The following is a 24,889-nucleotide window of genomic DNA, read 5'->3' as shown; positions in this document are numbered from 1 at the left end:
GTCCTACGGGTTCGCCTGCGTGACGGCCGGGATCTGGGCGTTGAGGATGTCGAGCGCGGCCTGCGGGGTCAGGTGGCCGATCAGGACGTGAGTGGTCAGGCCGTCGGCGAGGGCGAGGAGTGTGTGGGCCGCCCGGTCCGGATCGGCGTCCGTGCGGCTCTCGCTCAACAGCCGTGCCAGCAGCGGGTGCAGCTCGGCGTAGCGGGTGCGCAGGACGGTGGCGAGTTCGGGTGTCACGGCGGCCTGTGCGACGAACGCGAGCCAGACCCGGGCCTCGGTCCGGTGGGCCTCGTCGACGAGGGCCACCTCGCCCAGCACGTGTTCCAGGGTGGAGCCGGCGCGTGCCCGCAGACGTTCGGTGACGCGCTCGCCGATGTGGTCGAGCGCGAAGACGAGCATCTCCTGTTTGGTGCGGAAGCAGCGCTGCACCGCCCCCATCGAGACGCCGGCCTGCGTCGCGACGTCGCGCAGGGTCACGCCCTCCAGGCCGCTGCTGTCGGCGAGCGCGCACACCGCCTCGGCGATCCGGCGCCGCCGTTCCTCGTGGTCCACCTGCCTGGGCATGGGCCCGCCTCGCCATCCTGGGTAGTAATGCGCTTGCATCGGTTCCCATTCTAGGATGTGATGCAATCGCATCGGAACGATGCACGAGCTCCCTGCGGCCAAGGAACGCCGTCTGCGGAAGCCGGAACGGAGAAGCCTCGGAGGGTAGGTGAGCCTCACGCCTCCGGGGCGGCCAGGCGGCGCAGCAGGGACATCGCGTGGTCGCGGGCCACCGGGCGGAAGAATTCCGCGTCGACGGCGTCGACGGCGGCGATCGCGCGCGGGGTCAGGTCGGCGCCGGCCTCGGTGACGCGCAGGCGCTTGGCGCGGGTGTCGGCGGGGTCGACCTCACGCTCGATCAGGCCCTTGGTTTCGAGGGCGCGCAGGACCTGGGACGTCATCTTGACGTCGGTGCCGGCCTGGCGGGCGAGGGCGAGCTGGTTGGGGTGCTCGCCCTGGGAGTTCAGCCACCAGGTGCAGGCGAGCAGCACGAACTGGACGTGGGTGAGGCCGAGGGGGCCGAGGGCGGCGGCGATGTCGCGCTGCCAGCGCAGCGTGGCGTGCCAGAGCAGGAACCCGGGGCTGTCGCCGGGGCCGGGCGCCATCAGCCGCGGGCCAGTTCGACGAGGGCGGCCATGGTCGCGGGCCAGTCCGCGGTGATGGCCGGGCCGATCTGCGGGCCCACCCGGTCGACGGCGTCGCCGGTGATCTCCATCCGGTAGGTGACCCGTGTGCGGAGCCGCTCACCGCGGTCGAGCCGGTGGGTGGTGCGCAGGAGGAGGCCGTCGATCCGGGCCTCGTCGACGAAGAGTTCGCCGGCGGCCGCCTCCGCGATGAGCAGGTGGACGGGTTCCTGCCCGCACGGGGTCATCACGATCCCGGTGCCGGCCGCGAACGGGCCGTCGATCCGGATGCTCACGATGTCGGCGTTCCACGTCCCCCAGTTGTCGACGTCGGCCCACAGGCGCCAGATCGCCTCGGGTGTGGCGTCGGTCTCGACGCTGTGCTCGTACGTCCACATGGGGAGCCTCCTGAGGTTTCCTGAACGGACAGGTGATCTTTCCGTAGATTATCTGTGCGCAGGCTATGAGTCCAGGGTGCCGGTCAGCAGCGCCTCCGCCGTCTTCCGGAAGGCGGCGACCAGCCGACTTCGCTCACCGGCCCGGACCGCCAGCACGACGTGGCTCGGCTCGACGCCGTCCATCGGGACGACGACCAGGTCCGGGCGGGGCCCGGCCGCCCCGGGGCTGATCGGGATGAGGGCCACCGCCCGTCCGTCGGCGACGAGTTCGAACTTGTCCTCGTGCGCCGAGACGAGCGGTCCGTCGGGCGCCGGCCGGCCGTCCGGGCGCGGGTCGATCCGCCAGAAGGCGTCCCAGGCCGCGTCGGAGACCCGGGGGAGCGGCTCGTCGGCGATGTCGTCGAGCGTGACGGACACCCGGTCGGCCAGGCGGTGTCCGGCCGGCACCACCAGGGCCCGCGGCTCGTCGTAGAGGACGGTCACGTGCAGCCCGTCCGTCGCCAGCGGGAGGCGGGTGACGACCGCGTCGACCCGGTGGTCCAGCAGGGCCTGCCGGGCGTCGTTCCAGGCCAGGTGCCGCGCCTGCACCTCCGCGTCCGGGTGCCGCCGGCGCAGCTCGCGCACGGCGGGCGTGACGATCAGGTTGGAGGTGTAGCCGACGGTGATCCGCCTGGGCTCGGCGGCGGCCCGGGCGTGGGCGGCGGCCTGCGCGGCCGAGCGCAGCAGCGCCCTGGCGCGGGGCAGGAACACCTCGCCCGCCTCGGTGAGCCGGCTGCCCTGCGGCGTGCGGTCGAGCAGCTGCGCGCCGAGCTGCTGTTCGAGGCGGCGGATCTGCCGGCTGAGGGACGGCTGGGCGACGCGCAGCTCGGCGGCGGCGCGGCCGAAGTTCCGGTGGTCGGCGACGACGGTGAAGTAGCGGACCAGACGGAGGTCGAGGTCCGGCGGCGTTGGGTCGGCCATGTCCCCAGCGTAATCCCCGGTCGCCTGGATCCACCTGCGACGACTCAACTGACCTGCAGTGATGCCTGATCGGTATTGCACGTTGCGGAACGGGCCTTGGACGCCGAACACTCCACCGCCCGACGCTGGAAGCACCACAGCCATCCCCACGAGGAGTGCACCATGCGCGTGTTCGTCACCGGCGCCACCGGCTTCATCGGCAGCGCCGTCGTCCGCGAGCTGCTCGCCGCGAAGCACGAGGTCGTCGGGCTCGCCCGCTCGGACCGCTCCGCGGCGGCCCTGGAGGCGGCCGGGGCGGAGGCGCACCGCGGCACGCTCGACGACCCCGGGAGCCTGAGTGCCGGCGCGGCCGCGTCCGACGGCGTCATCCACCTGGCCTTCATCCACGACTTCAGCCGCTTCGAGGAGTCGGTCCGGGTCGACGGCCGGGCGATCGACACGCTGGGCGCCGCGCTCAAGGGCAGCGGCAAGCCCTTCGTCGTCAGCTCCGGAACGCCCGCGGCACCCGGCCGCGCCGCGACCGAGCGCGACTTCGCCGCCCCTGGCACACCGGCCGAGGGCCGGGACGCGAACGCGCGGGCGGCGCTCGCCACCGCGGCCCACGGCGTCCGCCCGTCCGTCGTCCGGCTGCCGCGCAGCGTGCACGGCGAGGGCGACCGCGCCTTCGTCCCGGCCCTGATCGGGCTCGCCCGCGAGAAGGGCGTCGCGGGCTACGTGGGCGACGGGTCGACCCGTTGGCCCGCCGTCCACGTCCGGGACGCCGCCCGCCTGTACCGCCTCGCCCTGGAGGAGGCCCCGGCCGGATCGCTCCTGCACGCGGTCGGCGACGAGGGCGTGCCGATCCGCGAGATCGCCACCGTGATCGGCCGCCACCTGGGCCTGCCGACAGGCCCGCTCCCGCCCGAGGAGTTCGGCTTCCTGGGTGCCCTCCTCGGGGTCGACCAGTCGGCGTCCAGCGCCCTGACCCGTGACCTGCTCGGCTGGCGGCCCGTCGAGCCCGGTCTCGTCGAGGACCTCGACCAGGGCCACTACTTCGTCTGATCCGCCGTCAGGGGAATCGCCGGACCGGTGGACGAGGTCAGGGACGCCGTGAGCCACTTCGGCGTGGACGGGTCGCCGTCGGCCCCCTCGGGGCCGGGCGCGAATCCTCGGAGACCGTCGGGCGGCGCGGCGGCGCGGCGGCCCGGCACGCTCCCCTGTGGCGTGCCGGGCCGCCGGCCCGTCCGGCTGCGCCGGGGCGAGTGGTCCGGCGCGAGGTGGAGGGCGGCGCTGCGCCGCCCTCCACCTCGGGGACGAGGCTGCCAGGTCGCGGAGCGGCCGTGTTGGCGCTGCGTCGACAGTTCCTGCGCTGTGCGTCTACTCCCCTGCGCGCCCGGACGGTGAGGCGTGCCGGTGCTCGCTCGGGGAGAGCCCGTACGCGGCCCGGAAGGCCCGGCTGAAGTCGGAGGCGCGCGGGATGCCCCAGCGGGCGGCGACGGCGTGGACGGGCAGGGCGCGCAACGCGGGGTCGGCGAGGTCACGGCGGGCCTTCTCCAGCCGTTGGCGGCGGATCCACACGGCGACCGTCTCACCCGCCGACTGCTGCGTGAAGACGCGGTGCAGGTAGCTGACGGAGATGTGGTGCGCGGCGGCGATCACGGGCGGGGAGAGTTCGGGGTCGTGCAGGTTCCGGCCGATGAACGTCCGGACGTTCTGCACCAGCGCCCGCTGCCGGGCGTCGTCCGGCAGCGCGGCCTCGGCGTCCAGTTCCCGGGCCAGCCAGGCGGCGACCAGGTCGATCACGACCGTGCCCAGCCGGGGCGCCTCGGTCGGGCCGAGGACGGCGGCCTGGCGGTCCAGGCCGACCAGGAAGTCCGAGAGCAGCGCACACGTCCCCTGGCGCCCCGAGAACCCGCGGCCCATCAGGTCGCGCAACCGGTCCGGCGGGAGCGGCAGCATGCCGATCGGGAAGTCGACGCCCAGGGCATCGGCCCGGCGTACCGACGGGCCGGCGGCGCGGGCGGTGTCGGCGGTGCGAGCGGTGTCGGCGGCGAAGGCCCGGACGTCGTACGGGTGCGAGCTGTCGAGCACGTACAGCTCGCCAGGCCCGAACACCGTCGTGCGGGCCTGGGGGTCGCGGGTCAGCGACAGGCCCCCGCCGAGGACCAGCGTCAGGTGGTACACCCCCGGGTCGGACCTCCGCACCATCCGGGCGGTCCGCCGGAACCGGGCCGGTGGGAACGACGACTTGAGGAGGGTCACCGGCCCGAGCTCCAGGCGCCGCATCTCCGCCGCGAAGTCGTCGGCGTGCGCACTGGTCATCTCGCTGTCCCGCGTCCGTCCGACCAACTCCCGCCAGCAGTCGAAGCGGTCCTCCGCGGGCACCTCCTCGCCCCGGAACACGGTCCCCGTACTCGCGGTCAATCCCCGCTCCTTCCCTCGGCTCCGTTCCCCCGTCAGCCCTCGATTTTCCCCTTCCGATCATGAGCTGGTAACTTCGTACCTGTCGACGGGGCGAGATCGCGGAAGCGAGCGAGGCCCGGTCGGTCAGGCGTCGGTGGTGCAGCGGTAGCACGCCCACTTTCAGTGGGAGGGGTTCGTTCGATTCGGGCCCGGCGCTCCAACTCGCAGGGGCGGGAGCCGGTTTCGGCTCCCGCCCCTGTGGTTCTTCCTCCGGTCAGTTGTCGCGGCCGTTGCGGGGAGCGGGCACGCGCGGCAGGACGTCCCAGAGGGGCCGGCCGCCGGCGGCCCAGCGGGCGAGGGCGGGGCGGTCGACGAGGAGGATCCCCTGTTCGGCGCCCCAGCGCTGGGAGTCCCGCGAGAAACGGCCGTTGGTGACGACGACGGCGACGTGGGCGCCGTGGACGCGCTGGTAGGTGCCGGCGAGGGCGTAGAGGACACCGACGCCCACCGGTTTGCCGCCGACGGGGTCCTGCTTGTGCTTGCACTGCACGGCCCAGCGCCGGCCCATCGGGTCCTCGGCGAGCACGTCCACGCTCTGGTCGCCGGCCTGTCCGACCTTGCGCGCGCGGCAGCCGTCGCGCTGCAACAGATCGCGCACCGCGTACTCGAACGCGTCCGGCTTCATGTGGTCGATCCCGCCCGGACCGCTCAGCGCCAACCGCAACTGGGCCGCGTGCAGCTGCCGTCGGCGGGCCGCGAGCGCGCGGCCGCGCACGACGGCCGCCGCGACGGCGGCGGCCACGAGGGCGGCGGCCACGAGCACCCACCAGTTCGCCGCCAGCCACCGCACCACGGCCACCACCACACCGAACGCGGCGAGCGCGGCGAGCGCGTAGACGATCCAGGTGGCCTCGTCGCGCCGTACGGGCCTGCGCCGGCGGCGCCGCCGGACCGGCGGCCTGCGGCTAGCCAAGCTGCGCTCCGGACTCGTCCGTCCTCGTCAAGCCGGTGTCCTTTCTTCGGGATGCCGCTGCGCCGGGCGCGGTGCAGCCGTCAGTGGGTCGCGTCGACGGCGACGCCGACGAGCTGGAGGATCGCGCGCCCCCAGGCCGTGGCCGCGATCAGGACGCCGAACACGACGGCGGTGAAGACGGTGAGCGCCTCGTCCACCCGGCTGCGGGCCTCCGTCCGGCGCCGGAGCCGGACGACGATGAGGATCGCGAGGAACACCGTCGCGCTGATCGTGTACTGCAATGCCCGCCCCCGGTTCCGTGTTGACCCTGCGTGAGACACCGGTCACCCGGAGCCTGACGTCGTCCGGGCGAGCATGCCAGAGCGGCCGCCCGCCCGGGGCCGCTTCCGGGAAAATGGGCGGAGGCGAACGGCCGTTCAGGAGACCCGCTGGTCGGACGGACCTGGCGGTCGTGCGGACGCCGAAGTGGACGTAGCGGGTGCCGTCGGGGAGCGTGGAGAAGACGACGCGGATCCACGCGTCCTTGTCGTTGCGGCGGCCCGCCAGGACGGCCATGCCGGCGTCGACGGTGCGCTCCTTGGTGAGCTTTCGGCGATCGACGGTCCCAGCGTTTTCCAACGCCGTTCGAAAGCTGTGCTAGCGTGGTGCCATCACGTTTTCGAACGGTGTTGGAAAACGCCGGAACCGGGGGGAGGGCGGGCATGGGGGCGATCCTGTTCAACGTGACCACGGCCGCGCTGATGGTCATGATGGTCAACTGCGGGCTCGGCGTGGTCGGCCGGGACACCCTGCGGGGGCGGCCGCTGCCGTGGGCGGCGATCGTCCTGACCGCGCTCGCCGTCGGCGGCGTCGTGCTCCAGCTGGTCTGGTCGGGCGCCATGGACGCGCTGGACGCCGACCCGGCCAAGTCCGGCTGGTGGCGCGAGTTCACCTCGGTGTTCATGCAGAACGGCGGCCTCTTCGGCGGGCTGTGGAACCTCGTCACCCTCGCCGCCGTCGCCGCGCTCGCCCACTGGTACTGGGGCGGCACGCTCACCCTCGGCTTCTTCCTCGCCGGCATCCTGCTGCCCGGCCGGATCGACACGCTGCTCGGCTTCGGCGACGGCCCCAGCACCGATCCCCGCAACTTCGCGGGCAGCTCCGGCGCCACCTACTTCCTCGGCGCCACCCTGGCGCTCGCCTTCCTCACCCGCGCCCGCGTGCCGAAGGAGATCGCCCTGGCGGCCGGCGTTCCGGCGCTGGGCCTGGCGATGTGGCTCGCCCAGGAGAACGGCCACGGGCTGGTGTCCGTCTACGGGTTCGCCCTCGGGGCGGTGGCGTGGGTCGTCCGGAGTCGGCTGGTCGGCCCGGCGGTCGAGCGGGTGGCCTGATCCGGAGCAGTGCGGAGCGGCGGCGGGTGCCCGGGGCGCCCGCCGCCGTCGGCTTTTGGCGTCAGCTCCTGACGAAGGAGTTGCTGCGGCCGATCTCGGTGAACCCGCCAGCACCAGCACGCCCCGCCCTCGGCCCGAGGACGGCCCCGCGCCTGCGTCGAGCGTCCCCGCGAGGTGGTCGTACGCGACGCGGGCGTGCAGGCGGACGCCGCTGACGAGGGTGTCGGCGTCCGCGAAGAGGCGCGGGTCGTGGTCGGGGGCCAGGCCGCGTTCCGCCTCGCGGCCGCCGGGTTCGTGCGTGTCAGGTGCCGTTCGGGGTCACAGCGGCCGGCCGAGCGGCCCGTACTCGGTCTCCAGGTTCGCGGCCCAGTGCGCGGCCCAGTCCGGCCGCGTGCCGTCGGCGTCGGTGAACCCGTACTCCCGGTACAGACCCCAGGTCGCCAGCGCCCGGCCGGTCCTGGCCATGACGTCGGGGTCGGCGGCCAGGGCTGCCACCGCTCGGCCCAGGTAGGCCGGGGTCTCGGAGTGGGCGAAGTTCGGGTCCACCGCCGAGCCGTCGCGCCAGGTGGCCTCGGTGACGCCGACGGGCTGCAGCCGACGCGGCGGAAGGTCGGTCAACTCCTCGACGATCACCGTGAGTTCCTCGGCGAACTCCGGCCACCGGCGCCAGATCCTGGGCCTCCTACGGACCCGATCCGGGCGAGGCCACCCGCGGCCTGCGAGCGGCGGCCCGCAGGCTCGCGTCCGGGCTCGTCTGGGAGAATCGGCCCATGACTGACCATGACCGTGACAGTGGCTACCTGCTGGACAACGAGCGGCCGGAGGCAGGCGTGCGCTTCGGCGCCCTGGCCGAGCTGTTCGACCCGGTGACCTTCCGGCACGTCGACCGGATCGGCATCGGCGCGGGCATGCGCTGCTGGGAGGTCGGCGCCGGCGGCCCGTCCGTCCCGCTCGGGCTGGCCGAGCGCGTCGGCCCGACCGGGACGGTGGTCGCCACCGACATCGACGTGGCGTGGACGCGCGGCATCGCCGACGGCGTGATCGAGGTGCTGACCCACGACGTCGCCACCGACCCGCCGCCGCCCGGCCGGTTCGACCTCGTGCACGCCCGGCTCGTCCTCGTCCACGTGGCTGACCGCGCCGAGGCGCTGCGCCGCATGGTCCAGGCGCTGCGCCCCGGCGGCTGGCTGCTCCTGGAGGACGCCGACCCCGCCCTCCAGCCGCTGCTGTGCCCGGACGAGTCGGGCCCCGAGCAGCAGCTCGCCAACCGGCTGCGCGCCGGCTTCCGCGAGCTGATGGCCGCGCGCGGCGCCGACCTCGGGTACGGGCGCACCCTGCCGCGGGTGCTGCGCGAGGCCGGTCTCGTCGACGTCCAGGCGGACGCGTATTTCCCGATCACCTCGCCCGCGTGCGCCGTGCTGGAGGACGCGACCGTGCGGCACATCCGCCCGCTCCTGGTGGAGCAGGGCCTCGCGACGGACGAGGAGATCGAGCGCCACCTCGCCAACGTCGCCACCGGGCGACTCGACCTGGCCACCGCCCCGATGATCTCGGCGTGGGGCCGCCGCGCCTGATGCCCGAGGAGCGGCGCGCTGGCGGAGCACCAGGCGGCGAGCAGTCCGACCAGGGCGGACGCCCCGTGCGGCCGGTGCCCGGCCGCGGCGTCCGCCGGGGCGGCCCGTGTGGTGCCGGAGGGCCGGGCCCGGCCGGTGGTGCTGGGCCCGGCCCTCGCCGGCGGGCTCGTGACGCTCGCGAAGGGCCTCTGGGGGCTGTGGCCGCGAGGCCCTGGGTCAGCGCTGGGCGGCGCAACTGATCTGACGCCTCATGGGTCTCACTCTGATCGGATGCGACCGGATTCGGCACCGAACTGCGCAGCGACTTCGCCTTCGGTGCCGGCATGACGGAAGGCAGCCTGCGCCAGGAGTTCCAGCTGCTGATCAACCCCGTGGACAGTCTCTGCTCGGCGTGACGGCGCACCCCGCCGAATCCACGTAGAGTCACCACCCGACAGCGGAACGGCGCGAGGATGGTGCGGCGGCATGGCCGAGGAGAACATCGCGGACGCGGTGGAGACGGTGCGGCGGTACTACGGGAGCAGCGAGGTCGACGGGTTCTACTCCGCGGTGTGGGGCGGGGAGAACATCCACACCGGCATCTACCTCGACGAGCAGGAGCCGGTCGGGACGGCGTCCCGGCGGACGTGCGAACGGACGGCGGCGAAGATCGCGGACCGGCTCGGGTCCCCCGGGATCACGGTGCTGGACCTCGGCTCGGGGTACGGCGGGCCGACGCGTTTCCTCGCCGGGAACTTCGGCTGTCGGGTGGTCGCGCTCAACATCAGCGAGTCGCAGAACGAGCGGCACCGCCGGACGAACGCGGAGCGCGGGCTCGACGGGCTGATCGAGGTCGTGACGGGCTCGTTCCAGGACATCCCGTTCCCCGACGGGCACTTCGACGTCGTCTGGTCGCAGGAGGCCTTCTGCCACAGCCCCGACCGCGACCGGCTGCTGAGCGAGGCGGCACGCGTGCTGCGGGCGGACGGCGATCTCGTCTTCACCGATGTCATGGCGGCGGACGGCGTCGCGCCCGAGTCGCTGCGCGAGGTGGTCGCGCGCCTGCAGGTGGAAAGCCTCGCCACGCCGGGGTACTACGAGAAGCGGCTGCCCGAAGTCGGGCTGACCGGGGTCGCCTTCGACGACCGGAGCGGGCAACTGCTCACGCACTACGTCCGGTTGGAGGAGGAGACCCGGCGGCAGGCCGAGGAGCTGCGCGGGCTCGTCGGCCCGGCGTACCTGGAGGGGCTGCTGGAGAACCTCCCGCTGTGGGTGGACGCGTGCCGGGCGGGCCGGTTGAGCTGGGGGATCTTCCACGGCCGCCGGGATTGACGGCCGGGACGCGGTGCCGGTCGGACACCCGAAGGAGGAGGGTGCGGCGGTCGTGTGGCGGCTGTGCGGCGGGCTGCGCAGCCCTGGCCGGGACATGCCATTGCTCCTCGCCCAGCCGGCCTGACCCGCACTCGCTGCGTACGCGATCAGACCCCGGCTGGAGGTCCGGGAGTTGAGCCCAGGCGGCCGGCCCGTGCTCCGGGACCGCGGGTGGGACGGTCCGCCGCGCGCGGCGGCCGTTGACGCCGGGCACGGCAGCCGCACCGAGTCGCAAACTGGAATCCGCCCGCCGTTCGTTCAACAGCCGCGCGAGTTCCCTACACTAGGGCCACCGCAGATCACTGTAGGTGATGGGATCGCCGGCCCGGCCCGGCCCGTCCGCCTCTGAGCGAAAGGCCGTCCGATGGCCCCGCGTCTGTCCGTCGTCGTCCCGATCTACAACGTCGAGCGCTACCTCAAGGAGTGCCTGGACTCGATCGCGGGCCAGTCCTGCGAGGATTTCGAGTGCGTCATGGTCGACGACGGCTCGACCGACGAAAGCCCGGTCATCGCCAAGGCGTACGCCGCCCGGGACCCGCGCTTCCGGCTCGTCGAGCAGGAGAACAAGGGCCTCGGCGCCGCCCGCAACACCGGCTGGCGCCACCTCACCCCCGGCACCGGGTACCTGGCCTTCGTCGACAGCGACGACACCCTGCCACCGCACGCCTACCAGCTGATGATCCGCACGCTGGACGACACCGGATCCGACTTCGCGACCGGCAACGCGATGCGCCTGCGCACCACCGGCCTCACCCCCTCGCACGCCCACCGCCGCCCGTTCCGCGAGACCCGGCTGCGCACCCACGTCAGCGAACTGCCCGCCCTGGTCACCGACCGCACCGCCTGGAACAAGGTCTACCGGCGCTCCTTCTTCGACGGCGCGGGCATCCTCTACCCCGAGGGCATCCTGTACGAGGACGCCCCGGTCAGCGTGCCCCACCACTTCCTGGCCGGGCGGGTCGACGTGCTCTCCGACCCGATCTACCACTGGCGGGTGCGCGAGGACGGCGAACTGTCCATCACCCAGCGGAAGACCGATCCGCGCGGCCTGATCGACCGGGTCCGCTCGATGGAACTGGTCCGGGAGTGGCTGATCGCCCGCCCCGAGCCCGTGTTCGCCGAGTACCTGCGCGCCTACGACCGGAACTGCCTGGTCGAGGAGATCCCGATGTTCTTCTGGTCCCTCCCGGACGGCGACCGCGCCTACTGGGAGGTCTACCAGCGGCACGTCAGCCGGCTGCTCGGAGCCATCGGTCCCGAGCGGGTGGCCGGGCTGAACGCCCAGCTCCGGCTCAAGTACGGCCTGACGCTGGCCGATCGGATGCGCCGCTTCGTGGCCGTCCAGCGCCTGCACCGCCTCGTCCGCCGCACCCGCCAGGCCGCCCGGCGCTGAGGCCGCGCATCCGTTCGGGCCGCGGCCCCCGGCCGTCCGCCGGGGACCCGTACCACGGGTGTGCGTCCTCACCGGATCTCGATGCCGGCCGCTCGCACCTTCTCCTCGATCAGCGCGGTCAGCCGGGTCCAGCCGGGGCGCTCGTCCTCCCCGTGCCGGGTGAGGAGTTCGTAGCGGGTGTCGCCGTCCTCGCTGTCCCGCAGACCGGACAGCGTGGGCAGCAGGGACGGGTCGGCGACGAAGTGCTCGGCCACCTCGGTGGCGAGCTCCTCGATCCGGGGGTCGTCGGGGTCCCAGTTGCCGGCGCTCCAGGTCAGTTTGACCATCGCGACGTGCCGGGGGTCGTCGAGGCCGTGCTCGATCTGGGCGAGGTAGTCGTCGAACCCCTCCGGCATCAGGGCCCGCACCAGGACCAGGCCGTCGTGCGCCGTCGTCACGTCGTCGGCGGAGAAGCCGAGCCCGGGCATCCGGTCGAGCAGCGCGCAGGCGCGGTCGGGCAGCAGGACCCGGTCGCCCGCGGCGAGCCGGCGCAGCATCTCGCGCCGCGCGATCAGCTCGTCGATCCGGCCGGTGAGGCTCTTCTCCACGTCGACGAGCGCGGCCGCGAACTCGTCGGGGTCGGCGTCGAGGATGGCGCCGATCCCGGCCAGCGGCACGCCCGCCCCGGCGAGGGTCCGGACCTGGACCAGCCGCAGGAGCTCGGCCGTCCCGTAGCGCCGGTAGTTGGAGGTGTCGCGCCGGGGCTCGTCGACCAGACCGTTCTGGTGGTAGTGCCGGATGGTCTTCACGGTGACGCCGACGAACGCCGCCGCCTGGCTGATGGTTATTCCGTCCGTCATGGCGTCAGTTGATCCCAGGCCGCGTCGCGGCGGCAACTTCCCGGACGGCCGTGGCGATGGCGCGGAAGTCCTTGCGCACGATGGTCGTGTGCTTGCTCGGGACGGTGGCGCTCACCCGGACGTCGGGGTTGCGGGCGAGGACCGGGTCGAGCGTGGCGCGCATCGCCGTCAGGCCCTCCTCGGTGCCGCCGAGGCTGGCGCCCGTGGCCACGACGAACCGCATGGGGAAGGACACGAGGTCGAAGACCGGATCGCCGGCGGCGACGATCTCGTTCAGCTCGATGTTGACCTCCGCGTGCTGGTCGGCGCTCATCCGCGCGGCCATGCCCAGCGGGCGGACGAGCGGCATGATCCAGCCGAAGCGCCGGAACATCTTCCGGATCTGCTCCTTGCCGGCCTCGCGGCCCCCTTCGACGGTGGCGAGGTAGTCCCAGGGGTAGCCGCCGTCGACCATGACCGCACCCGCGAGGCGGTCCGGGTTCCGGGTGGCCCAGTGCAGCGCGAGCGCCGCACCGTAGGACCAGCCGACCACGATCGGGTTCTCGGCCCCGGTTGCTTCGAGCACGGCGTCGATGTCGCGGATGCAGGCCTCGAAGGAGTAGTCCGCCGACCGCTTCGACTTGCCGCGGGCGCGCTCGTCGAACGTGATGTGCCGGTACTCGCCGCCGAGTTCGGCGATGACGTGCCGCCAGTTCCGCTGAGTGGCGTAGGACCCGTTGAGGTAGACGACGGGCCGGCCGGGCCCGCGGGTGTCGGTGACGGCCAGAGCCGTGTCCTCGACCGGGACCATGCTGGTCCAGGTAATGGTGGAGTCGATCCGCTTCGCGTTCGCGTTGGTGTTCGTCATGCCTTCAGCCTGGGGGTTGACCTTGGGTCAAGGTCAACCCTCGATTTTCGGGGTGCGCGCCGATCGGTGGGTGCCTTCGTGGGCAGCCCGATGGTCATCATTGCGACACGGTTTGAACATATTCTCTACATATTCCTTATTGTCTCCGGTCGGGACCGGCCGGGAGGGAGGTCTGGATTCCGGCCCGTCGCAAGGCTGTGACAAAGCAGTGACAGTGCAGGGCGGACTTTTGTTCGGTTCTCTCATGTCGTGCACGTATGGTCGCGACATGCGAGAGAAGTGGCGGGGAACGGGTGTGAACAAGGTCGGGGCCGGTGTGAAGCTGCTCGGTGTGAGCACGATCGCCGGGGTGGTCGTGGCGGGCATAGCCCTGCCCGCAGTCGGTGCGGTGGGGCTCGGGGCGCAGTCTGCGGCGGACGACTTCCAGAACCTGCCCGACGACTTCAAGACCCCGCCGCTGTCCCAGGCGTCGACGGTGTACGACGCGGCGGGCGGCGTGATCGCCACGGTCTACGACCGCGACCGCACGATCGTCCCGGCGGACCAGATATCCCCGCTCGTGAAGACCGCCCTCGTGGACATCGAGGACAACCGCTACTTCGAGCACGGCGCGATCGACCTCAAGGGCGTCCTGCGGGCCCTGAACAAGAACGCCGCCACGGGCAGCACCCAGGGTGCGTCGACGCTCACGCAGCAGTACGTGAAGAACGTCTTCGTCGAGGAGGCGGGCGACGACCAGCAGAAGGTCCAGGAGGCGCAGCGGCAGACCGTCGGCCGCAAGATCCAGGAGCTGAAGTACGCGATCAAGGTCGAGGAGACCCTCAGCAAGGACCAGATCCTCACCAACTACCTGAACATCACGTACTTCGGCGAGAAGGCCTACGGCATCGAGGCGGCCGCCCACCGCTACTTCGGCGTCCACGCCAAGGACCTCACCCTCCCGCAGGCCGCGCTGCTGGCCGGCCTGGAGCAGTCGCCGAGCGGCTACGACCCGGTGAGCAACCCGACCGCGGCCAAGGAGCGGCGCGACACCGTGCTGAAGAAGATGGCCGAGTACGGGCACATCACCAAGGACCAGGCGCAGCAGGCGATCGCGACCCCGCTGGGGCTGAACATCCAGACGTCGCCGCAGGGTTGCATCACGGCGAAGCAGGGCGAGGGCTTCTTCTGCGACTACGCGCGCCAGGTGGTGCTGACCGATCCGGCGTTCGGGAAGAACGCGGCCGACCGGAAGGCGCTGTGGAAGCGCGGCGGTCTGCAGATCCGCACGACGCTCGACCCCAAGGTGCAGGCGGCGCTCAACGACTCGGTGACCAGCCAGGTGAACCCGGGTGACCTGGCGGCGACGGCGATGAGCATCGTCCAGCCGGGCACCGGCAAGATCCTCGCGATGGGCCAGAGCCGCCCGTACGGCGTGGACGACACCAAGCACCAGACCCAGATCAACTACAACGTCGAGAAGGCGATGGGCGGCGGGGCTGGCTTCCAGACCGGGTCGACGTTCAAGCCGATCGTCGCGGCGGCGGCGCTGGAGGGCGGTATCGCGCCGAGCCAGAGCTACAACACGGACTACAGCATCGCGTGGCCGGCGATGAAGGACTGCAACGGCGGGAAGTTCCCGTCGACCGAGCAGGTGCACAACGACAGCCCGAACCTCAAGGGCCAGTTCGACATGAAGTCGGCGATGGCGCAGTCCGTCAACACCTACTTCGCGAAGCTGGAGGGCGACACCGGGCTGTGCAGCGTCGCCCAGATGACCAACAAGCTGGGCATCACCGCGCAGGCGGGCGGCGAGAAGCTCCAGGTCGTGCCGTCGATGACGCTGGGCAGCAACTCCCTGACCCCGCTGGAGATGGCGAACGTCTACGCGACGTTCGCCGCGCACGGCAGCTACTGCAAGCCGACCGCCATCACCGCGGTGACCGGCCCGGACGGCAAGCAGCTGGCGGTGCCGAACGCGAACTGCACGTCCGTGATGTCCGCGGACACGGCGGACACCGTCACCACGATGCTCAAGGGCGTGGTGGAGGACGGCACCGGCAAGCCGGCCGGCCTCTCCGGCCGCGACAGCGCGGGCAAGACCGGTACCACCAACGGCAGCCGCCAGGTGTGGTTCGTCGGCTACACCCCCGAGATGGCGGGCGCGACCGTCGTCAGCGACACGGAGAACCAGAAGCCGCTGGACGGGCAGAAGATCGGCGGCAAGGTCGTCGACCAGGCCTTCGGCGGCTCGCTGGCCGGGCCGATCTGGAGCGGTGCCATGAACGGCGCGCTGAGCGGCGTCCCGGCGGGCACGCTCACGACGGTGCCGCTGCCGTAACGGATCCGGCCGGTCCGGCCCCGCCGCTCGCCCGTGCCGGGCGGGCGGCGGGGCCTTTCCGTGCGCGCGCACCCGCGTGTGTCGAGACGTGGGCGAACGGGGCATGGTCTGGGAAGGCCGGGATCCGGTGGCCGTGCCGTGGCCCGGCGAGGGTGTGGCACGCCAGGACACCCACCCCTCGCCACTCTCAACGTATAGCGCAAGGGGGGCCTTGCGGCAAGGCCCCGGTCGCCCCGCAGAATTGCCGCCTCAACGCCGAGAACTGCGGAAACGGGAGATCCACGAAGTGCGTGCGCGTTTGTCCTCCACCGATGCCACCGACCCCCTGTCCGGCGGTGTGTTCGACCTTCCCGAGCGTCTCGCCGCCAAGGCCGACCCGGCGCTGATCGCCCGGGACGAGGAGCACTTCGCGGCGATCGCTGAGAGCCTGGAGCAGACGATCGCCGAGCTGTCCGAGCGCCTCGAAGCGGTGCGCCGCGCGCCCGGCGGCCTCGGCCGGGGCGCGCTGGACCGGGACACCGAGATCCACCGGCTCACCAGCCGCCTGCGCGCCCTGCGCCGTTTCGGCGCGGACCTGTGCCTCGGACACGTCGTCAGCGCCGCCGACGACGCGCCGGTGTACATCGGGCGCCTCGGTCTCACCGACAGCACCGGCCGCCGCCTGCTGCTGGACTGGCGCGCCCCCGCCGCCGAGCCGTTCTTCGCGGCCACCCACGCCAATCCGATGGGCCTGGTCAGCCGCCGCCGCTACCGCTGGACGCGCGGCCGGATCGGCGACTACTGGGACGAGGTGTTCACCGCGGGCGGCCTCGAAGGGCGCGCCGCCCTCGACGACCAGTCCGCGTTCATCGCCGGCCTGGGCGGCAACCGCTCGGAGCGCATGCGGGACGTCCTCGCGACCATCCAGGCCGACCAGGACGCCGTCATCCGCGCCGGATCGCGCGGTGCCCTCGTCGTCGACGGCGGCCCGGGCACCGGCAAGACCGTCGTCGCCCTGCACCGCTGCGCCTACCTGCTGTACTCGGACCCGCGCCTCGGGCACCGCCGCGGCGGCGTGCTGTTCGTCGGCCCGCACCAGCCGTACCTGGCGTACGTCTCCGACGTGCTCCCCAGCCTCGGCGAGGAGGGTGTGCGGACGTGCACCCTGCGCGACCTCGTGCCCGAGGGCGCAGGCGCGGGGACCGAGCCGGACCCGGAGGTGGCCCGTCTCAAGGCGTCCGCGGACATGGTCGGGGCGATCGAGAAGGCCGTCGGCATCTACGAGGAGCCGCCCGCCGAGGGGATGACGGTCGAGACCTACTGGGACGACCTCTGGCTGAGCGCCGACGACTGGGCCGAGGCCTTCGCCGCGCCGGAGCCCGGCACCCCGCACAACGAGGCGCGCGAGCAGATCTGGGAGGAGCTCGTGACGATCCTCCTCGACAAGACGGACGCGGCGGACGACGAGGACGGGGACGAGGATGGGGACGAGGGCCGGGGAGACTTCTCGCCGGCGATGTTCCGCCGCTCGCTGCGGCAGAACAAGGAGCTGGTCACCACCCTCAACCGCGCGTGGCCGATGCTCGACGCCACCGACCTCGTCGGCGACCTCTGGACCGTTCCCGCCTACCTGCGGCTGTGCGCGCCCTGGCTCGACCCGGACGACGTCAGGAAGCTCCAGCGCGCGGACGCGCAGGCGTGGACGGTCTCCGACCTGCCGCTCCTGGACGCCGTCCGCCGGCGCCTCGGCGACCGTGAGGCGGCCCAGCGCAAGCGCCGGCACGAGGCCGCGCTCGCCGCCGAACGCGCGCGCATGGCCGACGTCATCGACCACATCCTCCAGGCCGACGACGACGGCGAAGGCGCCGTCACCATGCTGCGCGGTCAGGACCTGCGCGACAGCCTGGTCGACGAGACAGCCCTGCCCACCGCCGACCCGGAGCCCTACGCGGGCCCGTTCGCGCACATCGTCGTCGACGAGGCACAGGAACTCACCGACGCGGAGTGGCAGATGCTGCTGCTGCGCTGCCCGTCCCGGAGCTTCACCATCGTCGGGGACCGCGCCCAGGCCCGGCACGGCTTCACCGAGTCCTGGCGCGAGCGGCTGGAGCGGGCCGGGCTCGACCGGATCGAGGTGGCGTCGCTGAGCGTCAACTACCGCACGCCGGAGGAGGTCATGGTCGAGGCCGAGCCGGTCATCCGGGCGGCGCTGCCGGACGCCAACGTGCCGACGTCCGTCCGCAGCAGCGGAATTCCCGTCGCGCACGGGGGAATCGGGGAGCTGGAGTCGATCCTGGACGGCTGGCTCGCCGAGCACGCCGAGGGGGTCGCGTGCGTCATCGGAGACCCCTCCTTCCGGGAGCGGCCGCGGGTGCGGTCGTTGACGCCGGAGCTGTCGAAGGGGCTGGAGTTCGACCTGGTCGTCCTCGTCGACCCGGAGGCGTTCGGGGGCGGCATCGAGGGCGCGGTCGACCGCTACGTCGCGATGACGCGGGCCACCCAGCGGCTCGTGGTGCTCACGAGCGCCTGAGCCTTCACGGGCTCGTGGCGTCGGCCGGGGCGCCCTGCCGCGGGACGTCCTCGTGCGACGCGACCTCGGTCGGCATCCGCAGGAGCGCGGAGGCCATCGACGCCGCGGCGTCGGACGGGCTGTCGCCGACGCCGACCATCAGCGCCGTCAGCTGTGCGAGCAGACAGCTCTCGGCGTTCCACGGGGACAGGAGGTAGCCGCCCAGTTCGAGGGTGACCAGGCCGTGCACGGCGGACCACATCTGGTGGGCGACGAGCCCGGGGTCCGTCGCCCGGAAGCGGCCCGCCTCGATGCAGCGGGCGGCGCACTCCACCACGCCGGTCAGCGTGTACCGGCCGTGCCGGCGGTCCTCCTCGCCGACCGAGAAGCCGCCCAGCAGCGCCCCGCCGAACATCACCCCGTACAGGTGCGGGTTGTCGAGGGCGTTGCAGCGGTAGGCGAAGCCGAGGACGGCGAGGTCGGCGACCGGGTCCGCCGTGCGGTGGACCCGGTCGAAGTGCCGCTGCAGCCGGGCGAACCCCTCGTGGACGGTCGCGCGGACCAGGCCGTTCATCCCGCCGAAGTGGGTGTAGAGGGCCATTGTCGAGCTGCCGGCCTCCGCGGCGATCCGCCGCGCGGACAGGGCCTTCGGACCCTCCTCGGTGAGGAGCCGGGCGGCGATGTCGAGCAGGGCCGGGCGGGCGGCGGGATCGCGGCGGCGCGGGCTCATGGGCGTGTGGTCTCCAGGTGTCGTCCTCAGGGCTTTGAGGTGGCGTCCGGGCGCGCGCGGCGGCGGACCCGGGGGCGGCGGATCATCAGCAGGACGGCCACCGGCAGCAGCACGGCGTCGACGACGAGCAGCGCGGCGTTCCAGACGCCGTCGATGCCGTGCGAGTGGCCGGCGGGGCCGAAGGGGCCGGACGCGGCCTCGGTGTCGCCCTGTGGTCCGGCGGCGGGCGTGCCGACGGAGAAGCCGGTGACGCCCGAGGTCTCCTTGCCCGCCGTGAGGGCGAGCCGGTAGGTGACCAGGTAGGCGCCCGGCCGGGAGATCGAGACGGGCGTGACCACGCGCTGCCCGTCCAGTCGGGGCGTGCCGCTGTCGACGGCGGTGCCGTCGGCGCCCGTCACCCGGACGAAGACGGCCTTCGCGTGGAGCTCGCCGGTGAACGCCAGCACCACCTCGGCGGGCGGGGACCGGACGGTGCCGCCGTCGGTGGGCGTGGCCGCGTCGAGCCGGACGGGCTCGGCGGAGCTCAGCCAGCCGACGGAGAGGAGCAACAGCACGAGGACGACGAGGCCGGCGGCCATCCGGCGCTGGAAAGCGCGCGCGGTGTGCGTTCGTCGCAGGGGTTGGGCGAGCGTCATGCGCCGGACGCGGCCATCGGCCGGTGCTCGACGGTGTGGCAGCTGCAGGCCATCTCCCGGGCCTCCTCCGGGCTGGGCCGCAGGTGGAGGTACATGGCGACGACCATCGGGATGAAGACGATCGTGTTGTAGAAGAGGTGCAACTCGACTCGGGGGAAGGCCAGTTGGAGGATGCTCGTCGGGACGGAACGGCCGAACAGGTAGTGGCCGGTCTGGGCCTGGAGGAGCAGCAGCAGGTGCTCGATGTGGTGCCAGAACTGGATGCCCAGGGAGATGGTCCACCACGTCCGCGCGCGGCCGACGAAGCCGGGGCGCAGTACGAACAGGCCGATCAGCATGACGATCGCGTAGCCGTAGTGCAGCCACTCGGAGGTGATCAGCCACGGGTAGAACTCGCCGAGGACGCCCCGGGCCTTCGGGACGGGCCGGCCGAGGCCCCAGATCTGGTAGGCCTGGACGAGGTGTTCCATCCAGTGGCCGATGACGACGATCAGGAAGAGGTTGAGCAAGGCCCGGTGGTGCTGGACGACTTTGTCCCTCATGGGTCCTCCCGGTGGGGCTGGTGCGCAGGGGCGGGGTGTCCGGCATGCGGCGGGGCCTGCGCCACGCTGGTGGACCACATTGCCAAATGCCGGGTTTCGTCTTCGTCTTCGAGCTTGCGCAGTTGGGGTGTGCGGGGCCCGCGCGGGCCGTCGGCGCACGCGGGGGTGGTCCGCACGATCGGAGTAGGCGGGCCAACTGCTGCGGCCCATACTGAAGTTCGCTGATCGTACTGCCGATCCGCAGATTTGACATGACGGTCCATCGGATCGGTTGACCCCGTGACGAGAACCGTGACCAGAACCGTGACGAGACCCGCGACGAGAACCGTGACGAGACCAGGACGGACGGACACAGGATGGCGGACCCGCAGGACGTGATCGCGGCGCTGAGCGCCGAGGGCGGCGAGATCGACCGACTCGTCGCGGACCTGGACGAGGAGCAGTGGCGCCTGCCCACCCCGGCGCCCGGGTGGACGATCGCCCACCAGATCGCCCATCTGGCGGCGACCTTCAAGCTGGCCGGCACCGCGGCCGCGGCCCCGGACGCGTTCCGGGCGATCGTCTCCCGAATCGGCGGCGACTTCGACGGAGCCGTGCAGACCGCGCTGCTGCCGTACCTGGCCGAGCCGCCGGAGCGGCTGTACGAGCTGTGGCAGGCCGAACGGGCGGCGGCGGAGAAGGCGCTGGCGGAGGTGCCGGCCGGGGAGCTGGTGCCGTGGCTGGTGCGGCCGATCCCGGCCCCCGTGCTGGCCGCGGCCGGGATGATGGAGCTGTTCGGGCACGGGCAGGACATCGCGGACGCGCTCGGCGTCGCCCGCCCGCGCACCGACCGGCTCCGGCCGCTGGTCGAGTTCGCCGTCCGGGTCCGGGACTTCGGCTACGAGGCGCGGAAGCTGACGCCGCCGAAGAAGGAGTTCCGCTTCGAGATCACGGCGCCGTCCGGCGCGCTCTGGGCGTTCGGCCCGGTCGAGGCGACGGACCGGGTGAGCGGGCCCGCCGAGGACTTCTGCCTGCTGGTCACCCGCCGCCGCCACCCCGACGACCTGGCCGTGACCGCCACCGGCGCCGACGCGCGCGCGTGGCTGGACATCGCGCAGGCCTACCGCGGCCCGGCCGGTGCCGGCCGCACCCCGGGGCAGTTCGCCGGGCGGTAGGACGTTCCGCCCTTCCGTACGCACGATGAGGAGATCCGCCATGCCCGAGCTCACCTCCGACCAGGCCGCCGCCGTCGAGGTCCCGCAGCGCATCGTCGCCGCGTGGGCCGGACACGACCACGACGCCTTCGCCGACCTCTTCACCGAGGACGCCCACCTGATCCTCGCCGGGGACGTCTTCCTCCAGGGGCGCGAGGCCATCCGCACGTTCATGGCCCAGGCCTACGCGGGCCCGTTCAAGGGCACCCGGGTGACCGGCGACCCGCTCGCCGCGAAGTTCCACGGCCCCGACTTCGCCCTCGTCGTCACCCAGGGCGGCGTCCTCGCCCCGGGCGAGAAGGAGGTCGCCCGCGAGCGCGCGATCCGCGCCACCTGGATGCTCTCCCGCCGCCCCGACGGCGAGTGGCGCATCGCCGGCTACCAGAACACCCCGATCCACGCGGGCTGACCCCGCCCGTACGAGGACCCGCCACCCGGAACGGGGGCGGGTCCTCGGCATGCCGGGGTGCTCAGCCGGTGCAGGCGGCGACCTCGCGGAGGCGGCGGGCCAGGTACTTGCGTTCGGTGTCGGTGGTGGCCAGGTCGAGGGCGAGGCGGTAGGCGTGGGCGGCCTCGTCCCAGCGGTGGAGGCGGCGCAGGAGGTCGGCGCGGACGGCGGGAAGGAGGTGGTAGCCGCTGAGTTCGCGGCCGGCGGCCAGTTCGTCGACCAGGGCGAGGCCGACCGCCGGGCCCTCGGCCATCGCGACGGCCACCGCGCGGTTCAGCTCGACGACCGGGGAGGCGGCCAGGCCCGCGAGGCGGCCGTAGAGGTGGGCGATCGCGGACCAGTCCGTCTCGGCGTCCGAGGGAGCGGTGGCGTGGCAGGCGGCGATGGTGGCCTGGAGCTGGTAGTGGCCGACCTCGCCGAGGTCGAGGGCCGACTCCAGCAGGGCGACGCCCTCGTCGATCTCCTCGCGCCGCCAGCGCGAGCGGTCCTGGTCGGCGAGCGGGACGAGTTCGCCGTCGGCGTTCACCCGGGCGTCCCGGCGGGCGTGGTGGAGCAGCATGAGGGCGCCCAGGCCGAGCACCTCGGGCTGGTCGGGCATCAGGCGGGCGAGCAGGCGGGCGAGCCGGATCGCCTCGCCGCACAGGTCGGGGCGCAGCAGGTCGGCGCCGGTGGAGGCGGTGTAGCCCTCGTTGAAGAGGAGGTAGAGCACGGCGAGGACGCCGGGCAGGCGCTGCGGCAGCAGTTCCTTGCCGGGCACCTGGTACGGGATGCCCGAGTGGCGGATCTTCTCCTTGCCGCGCACGAGGCGCTTGGCCATGGTCTGTTCGGACACCAGGCAGGCGCGGGCGATCTCGGCGGTGGTGAGGCCGGCGAGGGTGCGCAGGGTGAGGGCGACGCGGGAGACGAGCGGGAGCGCTGGGTGGCAGCAGGTGAACATGAGCCGGAGGCGGTCGTCCGCGATGTCGTTCGGCTCCTCGGGGGCCCGCTCCTCCTCGTGGCGCAGGTCGACGGCGATCTGCTGGAGCTTGACGGCCTCGACCTTGCGGCGGCGCAGCCGGTCGATGGCGCGGTTGCGCGCGGTGGTGACGATCCAGGCGCCGGGCCGGGCCGGCACGCCGTCCTGCGGCCAGCGGGCGAGCGCCTGGGCGAAGGCCTCCTGGGCGCACTCCTCGGCGAGGTCCCAGTCGCCGGTGGTGCGGATCAACGTCGCGACCACCCGGGCCCATTCGGCCCGGAAGGTGGCCGCGACGGCCGACTCGACTCCCACGCTCAGCCGCGGAAGGGGCGGATCTCGATCACGCCGTGCTCGGCCACGGGGTGGCGGGAGGCGATGTCGATCGCCTCCTTGAGGTCGGCGCAGTCGATGATGTCGTAGCCCGCGATGACCTCCTTGGTCTCCGCGAACGGGCCGTCGCCGAGCACGACCTCGCCGCCGCGCAGGCGGACGGTGGTGGCGGCGTGGTACGGGCTCAGCTCGTCGCCGTGCAGGCGGATGCCGGCCGCGTCGAGCTCGTCGGCCCAGGGCATCGGCTCGTCGGGCTCGACCGGCTGCTGCGGCTCGCGCTCGTAGGCGGCCTTGTCGACGCAGACGAAGAGCATGAACTTCATGGCTTCAACTCTCAGTTGACGGATGCGCGGCGACCCGATTCTAGGACGGAACGGGCACCGGCCGCCCGGTGATCACACCGGGCGGCCGGAACGGACCGTCCGTCACCGCATCCCCACGACGAACAGGGGGCGCGGTTCTGGACGGCGGGGAACGCCGATGACCGGAAACGCCGTCAGGCCGTGCCGGGCAGGCCGTGCTCGGCGAGCTCGCGCACGACCGTCCACGCGGCGGAGCCGAACTCGCCGACCGCCGTGCGGTTGACGTTGGCGATCGTGTCGCAGGCCTGGTGGAAGCACGGGTCGTTCTCCCGGCCCGCCGTGCCGCCGTACTTCTTGGCCTGGTCCGGGGTCTTGACCTCGGCCGCGCCGCCGAACAGGCCGCTGGTCGGGACGCCCGCGTTCATCAGGGGACCGTAGTCGAGGTCGCCGTCGAACGTGGTGGGCGGGTGCGGATCGGTGGCCATCCCGCGCGCGGCGAACGCGTCGGTGAACAGCTTCGTGATCTTGTCCGACCCGGCCGGTCCGCTGCCGTCGAAGACGTAGCGGGTGTAGTTCGGCGAGCCGACCGAGTCGAGGTGGACGGCGGCGAAGATCTTTGCCACCCCGGCCTGGCCGACCGTGTTGACGTAGTGGTACGAGCCCTGGAGCCCGACCGCGCCGGTGGCGTCGCGGAACGCACGGGTCTCCTCGGCGCCGAAGAACGCGAACCGGACCTTGTAGTGCGGCGGCACGTGCAGGCGCGCGAGCTGCCGCGCGATCTCCAGGGCCGTCGCCACGCCGGTGCCGTTCTCGTTGATCCCGGGGCCGCTGGGCAGGGCGTCGAGCTCGGCGTGCACGAGCAGGACGTGGTTCGGGTCGCCGCCGCGCGTCTCCGCGATGATGTTGCGGGTCTGCGCGTCGGGGTTCTGCTCGGTGCTGGTCACGAGGTGGACGGTCGCGCCGGTGCCCGACGTGGCCGCCTGGTAGAGGGCGAGGCCGTCGGCGTAGCTGAGGCCCACCACCGGGATGCTCGTGGGTCCGCCGATCGTGCCGGTCAGCGCTCCGTCACGGCCCGGCTGGCCCTCGTTGAACATCATCACGGCCTTGTAGCCGGCCGCCTGCGCGTTGGCCGTCTTCGGCGCGAAGCCGCAGCCGCCGCGCTGGATCAGCGCGATCCGGACGGCCCCGGCCGGTACCGGGGGGAAGTCCCCGGGGGCACAGCCGGAAGCCGAACTCGGCTGGGGCGTCGGCGGGACGACCACGTTGGTCGTCGGCACCACGGTGCCCGTCACGTCCGCGCTGCCCGAGTAGACGAACGTGTCGGCCTTGATGGTGACGGCGGCGGGGGAGACCTCGGTGAGCGCGGCGGGGCTCAGTTCCCGGTAGTACGGGATGGTGAACTGCTGCTCCTGGACGTCGTAGCCGGAGTGGCGCAGGGTGCGCTCCACGTAGTCGGCGGCGGCGTCGTACCCGTCGGTGCCCGAGGCGCGCAGGCCGTCGTTGTGGTCGGCGATCCGCTGGAGGGCGCGCACGTGGGTCATGATGCCGTGCGTCGTGACGCCCTTGGTGAGGGCGAGGTCGGGAGAGTCGTCGTCGGCGGCGCTCGCGGGCGTGGCCGCGCCCGCGAGGGCCATCGCCGTCAACAGGGTGGTGAGCAGGGCGGTCCATCTTCGCAAGGTTCCTCCTGGGAACGG

24 protein-coding genes, 1 tRNA gene and 1 pseudogene are annotated in these 24,889 nt (G+C 72.9%); 10 read left to right on the top strand and 16 right to left on the bottom strand.

The annotated features are described in order from the left end of the window. Nucleotides 1-3: 3 nt before the first annotated feature. The 4 genes from ACWCXH_RS01480 to ACWCXH_RS01465 all read right to left on the bottom strand — a co-directional run bounded on the left by ACWCXH_RS01480 (nt 4) and on the right by ACWCXH_RS01465 (nt 2,524). Nucleotides 4-564, bottom strand: coding sequence for a TetR/AcrR family transcriptional regulator (locus ACWCXH_RS01480; RefSeq protein ID WP_449799264.1), 561 nt, complete (start codon nt 562-564; stop codon nt 4-6). Between the two features lie 155 nt (nt 565-719). Continuing rightward, entirely contained in the window at nt 720-1,148 is a 429-nt protein-coding gene (locus ACWCXH_RS01475; RefSeq protein WP_449799263.1) for a MarR family winged helix-turn-helix transcriptional regulator, read from the bottom strand. Then, entirely contained in the window at nt 1,148-1,564 is a 417-nt protein-coding gene (locus ACWCXH_RS01470) for a polyketide cyclase (RefSeq protein WP_449799262.1), read from the bottom strand. The genes ACWCXH_RS01475 and ACWCXH_RS01470 overlap by 1 nt, the downstream gene beginning before the upstream one ends. Nucleotides 1,565-1,627: 63 nt before the next feature. Continuing rightward, entirely contained in the window at nt 1,628-2,524 is an 897-nt protein-coding gene (locus tag ACWCXH_RS01465; protein WP_449799261.1) for a LysR family transcriptional regulator, read from the bottom strand. A gap of 162 nt (nt 2,525-2,686) precedes the next feature. On the opposite strand from ACWCXH_RS01465, the gene ACWCXH_RS01460 reads away from it, so the two are divergent. Beyond that, on the top strand, nt 2,687-3,565 hold the full coding sequence (locus ACWCXH_RS01460) for an SDR family oxidoreductase (protein WP_449799260.1): 879 nt from the start codon (nt 2,687-2,689) through the stop codon (nt 3,563-3,565). A 315-nt stretch (nt 3,566-3,880) separates the two neighbouring features. Here ACWCXH_RS01460 and ACWCXH_RS01455 read toward each other — a convergent pair whose 3' ends face one another. Then, entirely contained in the window at nt 3,881-4,927 is a 1,047-nt protein-coding gene (locus tag ACWCXH_RS01455; protein ID WP_449799259.1) for an AraC family transcriptional regulator, read from the bottom strand. Nucleotides 4,928-5,054: 127 nt separating this feature from the next. Here ACWCXH_RS01455 and ACWCXH_RS01450 point away from each other — a divergent pair. Next, nucleotides 5,055-5,126: transfer RNA gene (locus ACWCXH_RS01450), tRNA-Glu, on the top strand. Nucleotides 5,127-5,180: 54 nt separating this feature from the next. On the opposite strand, the gene ACWCXH_RS01445 is transcribed toward ACWCXH_RS01450, so the two are convergent. Both ACWCXH_RS01445 and ACWCXH_RS01440 read right to left on the bottom strand, forming a co-directional pair. Continuing rightward, a complete protein-coding gene (locus ACWCXH_RS01445; RefSeq protein ID WP_449799258.1) occupies nt 5,181-5,879 on the bottom strand; it encodes a restriction endonuclease in 699 nt (232 codons plus the stop codon). 80 nt (nt 5,880-5,959) lie between these two features. Continuing rightward, the gene (locus ACWCXH_RS01440; protein ID WP_449799257.1) at nt 5,960-6,160 is read right to left on the bottom strand and encodes a hypothetical protein; all 201 of its coding nucleotides are present in this window, start codon (nt 6,158-6,160) and stop codon (nt 5,960-5,962) included. A gap of 420 nt (nt 6,161-6,580) precedes the next feature. On the opposite strand from ACWCXH_RS01440, the gene ACWCXH_RS01435 reads away from it, so the two are divergent. Beyond that, the gene (locus ACWCXH_RS01435; RefSeq protein WP_449799256.1) at nt 6,581-7,249 is read left to right on the top strand and encodes a hypothetical protein; all 669 of its coding nucleotides are present in this window, start codon (nt 6,581-6,583) and stop codon (nt 7,247-7,249) included. A gap of 318 nt (nt 7,250-7,567) precedes the next feature. Here ACWCXH_RS01435 and ACWCXH_RS01430 read toward each other — a convergent pair. Next, nucleotides 7,568-7,843 (bottom strand): annotated as a pseudogene (locus ACWCXH_RS01430) (short-chain dehydrogenase); the annotation flags it as partial. A 176-nt stretch (nt 7,844-8,019) separates the two neighbouring features. Here ACWCXH_RS01430 and ACWCXH_RS01425 point away from each other — a divergent pair. The 3 genes from ACWCXH_RS01425 to ACWCXH_RS01415 all read left to right on the top strand — a co-directional run bounded on the left by ACWCXH_RS01425 (nt 8,020) and on the right by ACWCXH_RS01415 (nt 11,566). Further along, a complete protein-coding gene (locus ACWCXH_RS01425) occupies nt 8,020-8,823 on the top strand; it encodes a methyltransferase domain-containing protein (protein WP_449799255.1) in 804 nt (267 codons plus the stop codon). Nucleotides 8,824-9,288: 465 nt separating this feature from the next. Beyond that, the gene (locus ACWCXH_RS01420) at nt 9,289-10,134 is read left to right on the top strand and encodes an SAM-dependent methyltransferase (protein ID WP_449799254.1); all 846 of its coding nucleotides are present in this window, start codon (nt 9,289-9,291) and stop codon (nt 10,132-10,134) included. Between the two features lie 403 nt (nt 10,135-10,537). Next, on the top strand, nt 10,538-11,566 hold the full coding sequence (locus tag ACWCXH_RS01415; protein ID WP_449799253.1) for a glycosyltransferase family 2 protein: 1,029 nt from the start codon (nt 10,538-10,540) through the stop codon (nt 11,564-11,566). Between the two features lie 68 nt (nt 11,567-11,634). Here ACWCXH_RS01415 and ACWCXH_RS01410 read toward each other — a convergent pair whose 3' ends face one another. Then, entirely contained in the window at nt 11,635-12,405 is a 771-nt protein-coding gene (locus ACWCXH_RS01410; protein WP_449799252.1) for a MerR family transcriptional regulator, read from the bottom strand. A 4-nt stretch (nt 12,406-12,409) separates the two neighbouring features. After that, the gene (locus ACWCXH_RS01405) at nt 12,410-13,252 is read right to left on the bottom strand and encodes an alpha/beta fold hydrolase (protein WP_449799251.1); all 843 of its coding nucleotides are present in this window, start codon (nt 13,250-13,252) and stop codon (nt 12,410-12,412) included. Nucleotides 13,253-13,520: 268 nt separating this feature from the next. On the opposite strand from ACWCXH_RS01405, the gene ACWCXH_RS01400 reads away from it, so the two are divergent. Together ACWCXH_RS01400 and helR are read left to right on the top strand one after the other, a co-directional pair. Continuing rightward, entirely contained in the window at nt 13,521-15,572 is a 2,052-nt protein-coding gene (locus ACWCXH_RS01400) for a transglycosylase domain-containing protein (RefSeq protein ID WP_449799250.1), read from the top strand. 286 nt (nt 15,573-15,858) lie between these two features. Beyond that, a complete protein-coding gene (helR, locus tag ACWCXH_RS01395) occupies nt 15,859-18,081 on the top strand; it encodes an RNA polymerase recycling motor ATPase HelR (RefSeq protein ID WP_449799249.1) in 2,223 nt (740 codons plus the stop codon). Nucleotides 18,082-18,085: 4 nt separating this feature from the next. On the opposite strand, the gene ACWCXH_RS01390 is transcribed toward helR, so the two are convergent. The 3 genes from ACWCXH_RS01390 to ACWCXH_RS01380 are packed head-to-tail and all read right to left on the bottom strand — an operon-like array spanning nt 18,086 to nt 19,967. Then, the gene (locus ACWCXH_RS01390) at nt 18,086-18,790 is read right to left on the bottom strand and encodes a TetR/AcrR family transcriptional regulator (RefSeq protein ID WP_449799248.1); all 705 of its coding nucleotides are present in this window, start codon (nt 18,788-18,790) and stop codon (nt 18,086-18,088) included. A 26-nt stretch (nt 18,791-18,816) separates the two neighbouring features. After that, nucleotides 18,817-19,425 (bottom strand): copper resistance CopC family protein, encoded by a 609-nt coding sequence (locus ACWCXH_RS01385; protein ID WP_449799247.1) that lies wholly within the window; start codon nt 19,423-19,425, stop codon nt 18,817-18,819. Then, nucleotides 19,422-19,967 (bottom strand): hypothetical protein, encoded by a 546-nt coding sequence (locus ACWCXH_RS01380; RefSeq protein ID WP_449799246.1) that lies wholly within the window; start codon nt 19,965-19,967, stop codon nt 19,422-19,424. The genes ACWCXH_RS01385 and ACWCXH_RS01380 overlap by 4 nt, the downstream gene beginning before the upstream one ends. A 356-nt stretch (nt 19,968-20,323) precedes the next feature. Between ACWCXH_RS01380 and ACWCXH_RS01375 the strand changes: the two genes are divergently transcribed. Continuing rightward, nucleotides 20,324-21,121 carry a TIGR03084 family metal-binding protein gene (locus ACWCXH_RS01375; RefSeq protein ID WP_449799245.1) on the top strand — a complete coding sequence of 266 codons (798 nt, stop codon included), beginning with the start codon at nt 20,324-20,326 and terminating at the stop codon, nt 21,119-21,121. A 40-nt stretch (nt 21,122-21,161) separates the two neighbouring features. Beyond that, nucleotides 21,162-21,569 (top strand): SgcJ/EcaC family oxidoreductase, encoded by a 408-nt coding sequence (locus ACWCXH_RS01370; RefSeq protein ID WP_449799244.1) that lies wholly within the window; start codon nt 21,162-21,164, stop codon nt 21,567-21,569. A 61-nt stretch (nt 21,570-21,630) separates the two neighbouring features. Here ACWCXH_RS01370 and ACWCXH_RS01365 read toward each other — a convergent pair whose 3' ends face one another. From ACWCXH_RS01365 to ACWCXH_RS01355, 3 genes are all read right to left on the bottom strand, one after another. Next, nucleotides 21,631-22,875 carry an RNA polymerase sigma factor gene (locus ACWCXH_RS01365; protein ID WP_449799243.1) on the bottom strand — a complete coding sequence of 415 codons (1,245 nt, stop codon included), beginning with the start codon at nt 22,873-22,875 and terminating at the stop codon, nt 21,631-21,633. A gap of 2 nt (nt 22,876-22,877) precedes the next feature. Beyond that, nucleotides 22,878-23,216, bottom strand: coding sequence for a YciI family protein (locus tag ACWCXH_RS01360; RefSeq protein WP_449799242.1), 339 nt, complete (start codon nt 23,214-23,216; stop codon nt 22,878-22,880). A gap of 173 nt (nt 23,217-23,389) precedes the next feature. Then, entirely contained in the window at nt 23,390-24,871 is a 1,482-nt protein-coding gene (locus ACWCXH_RS01355; RefSeq protein ID WP_449799241.1) for a M20/M25/M40 family metallo-hydrolase, read from the bottom strand. Between the last annotated feature and the right edge of the window lie 18 nt (nt 24,872-24,889).

This window comes from Kitasatospora sp. NPDC001660, from assembly GCF_053596725.1.
This window is presented reverse-complemented; position numbering and strand designations above follow the sequence as displayed.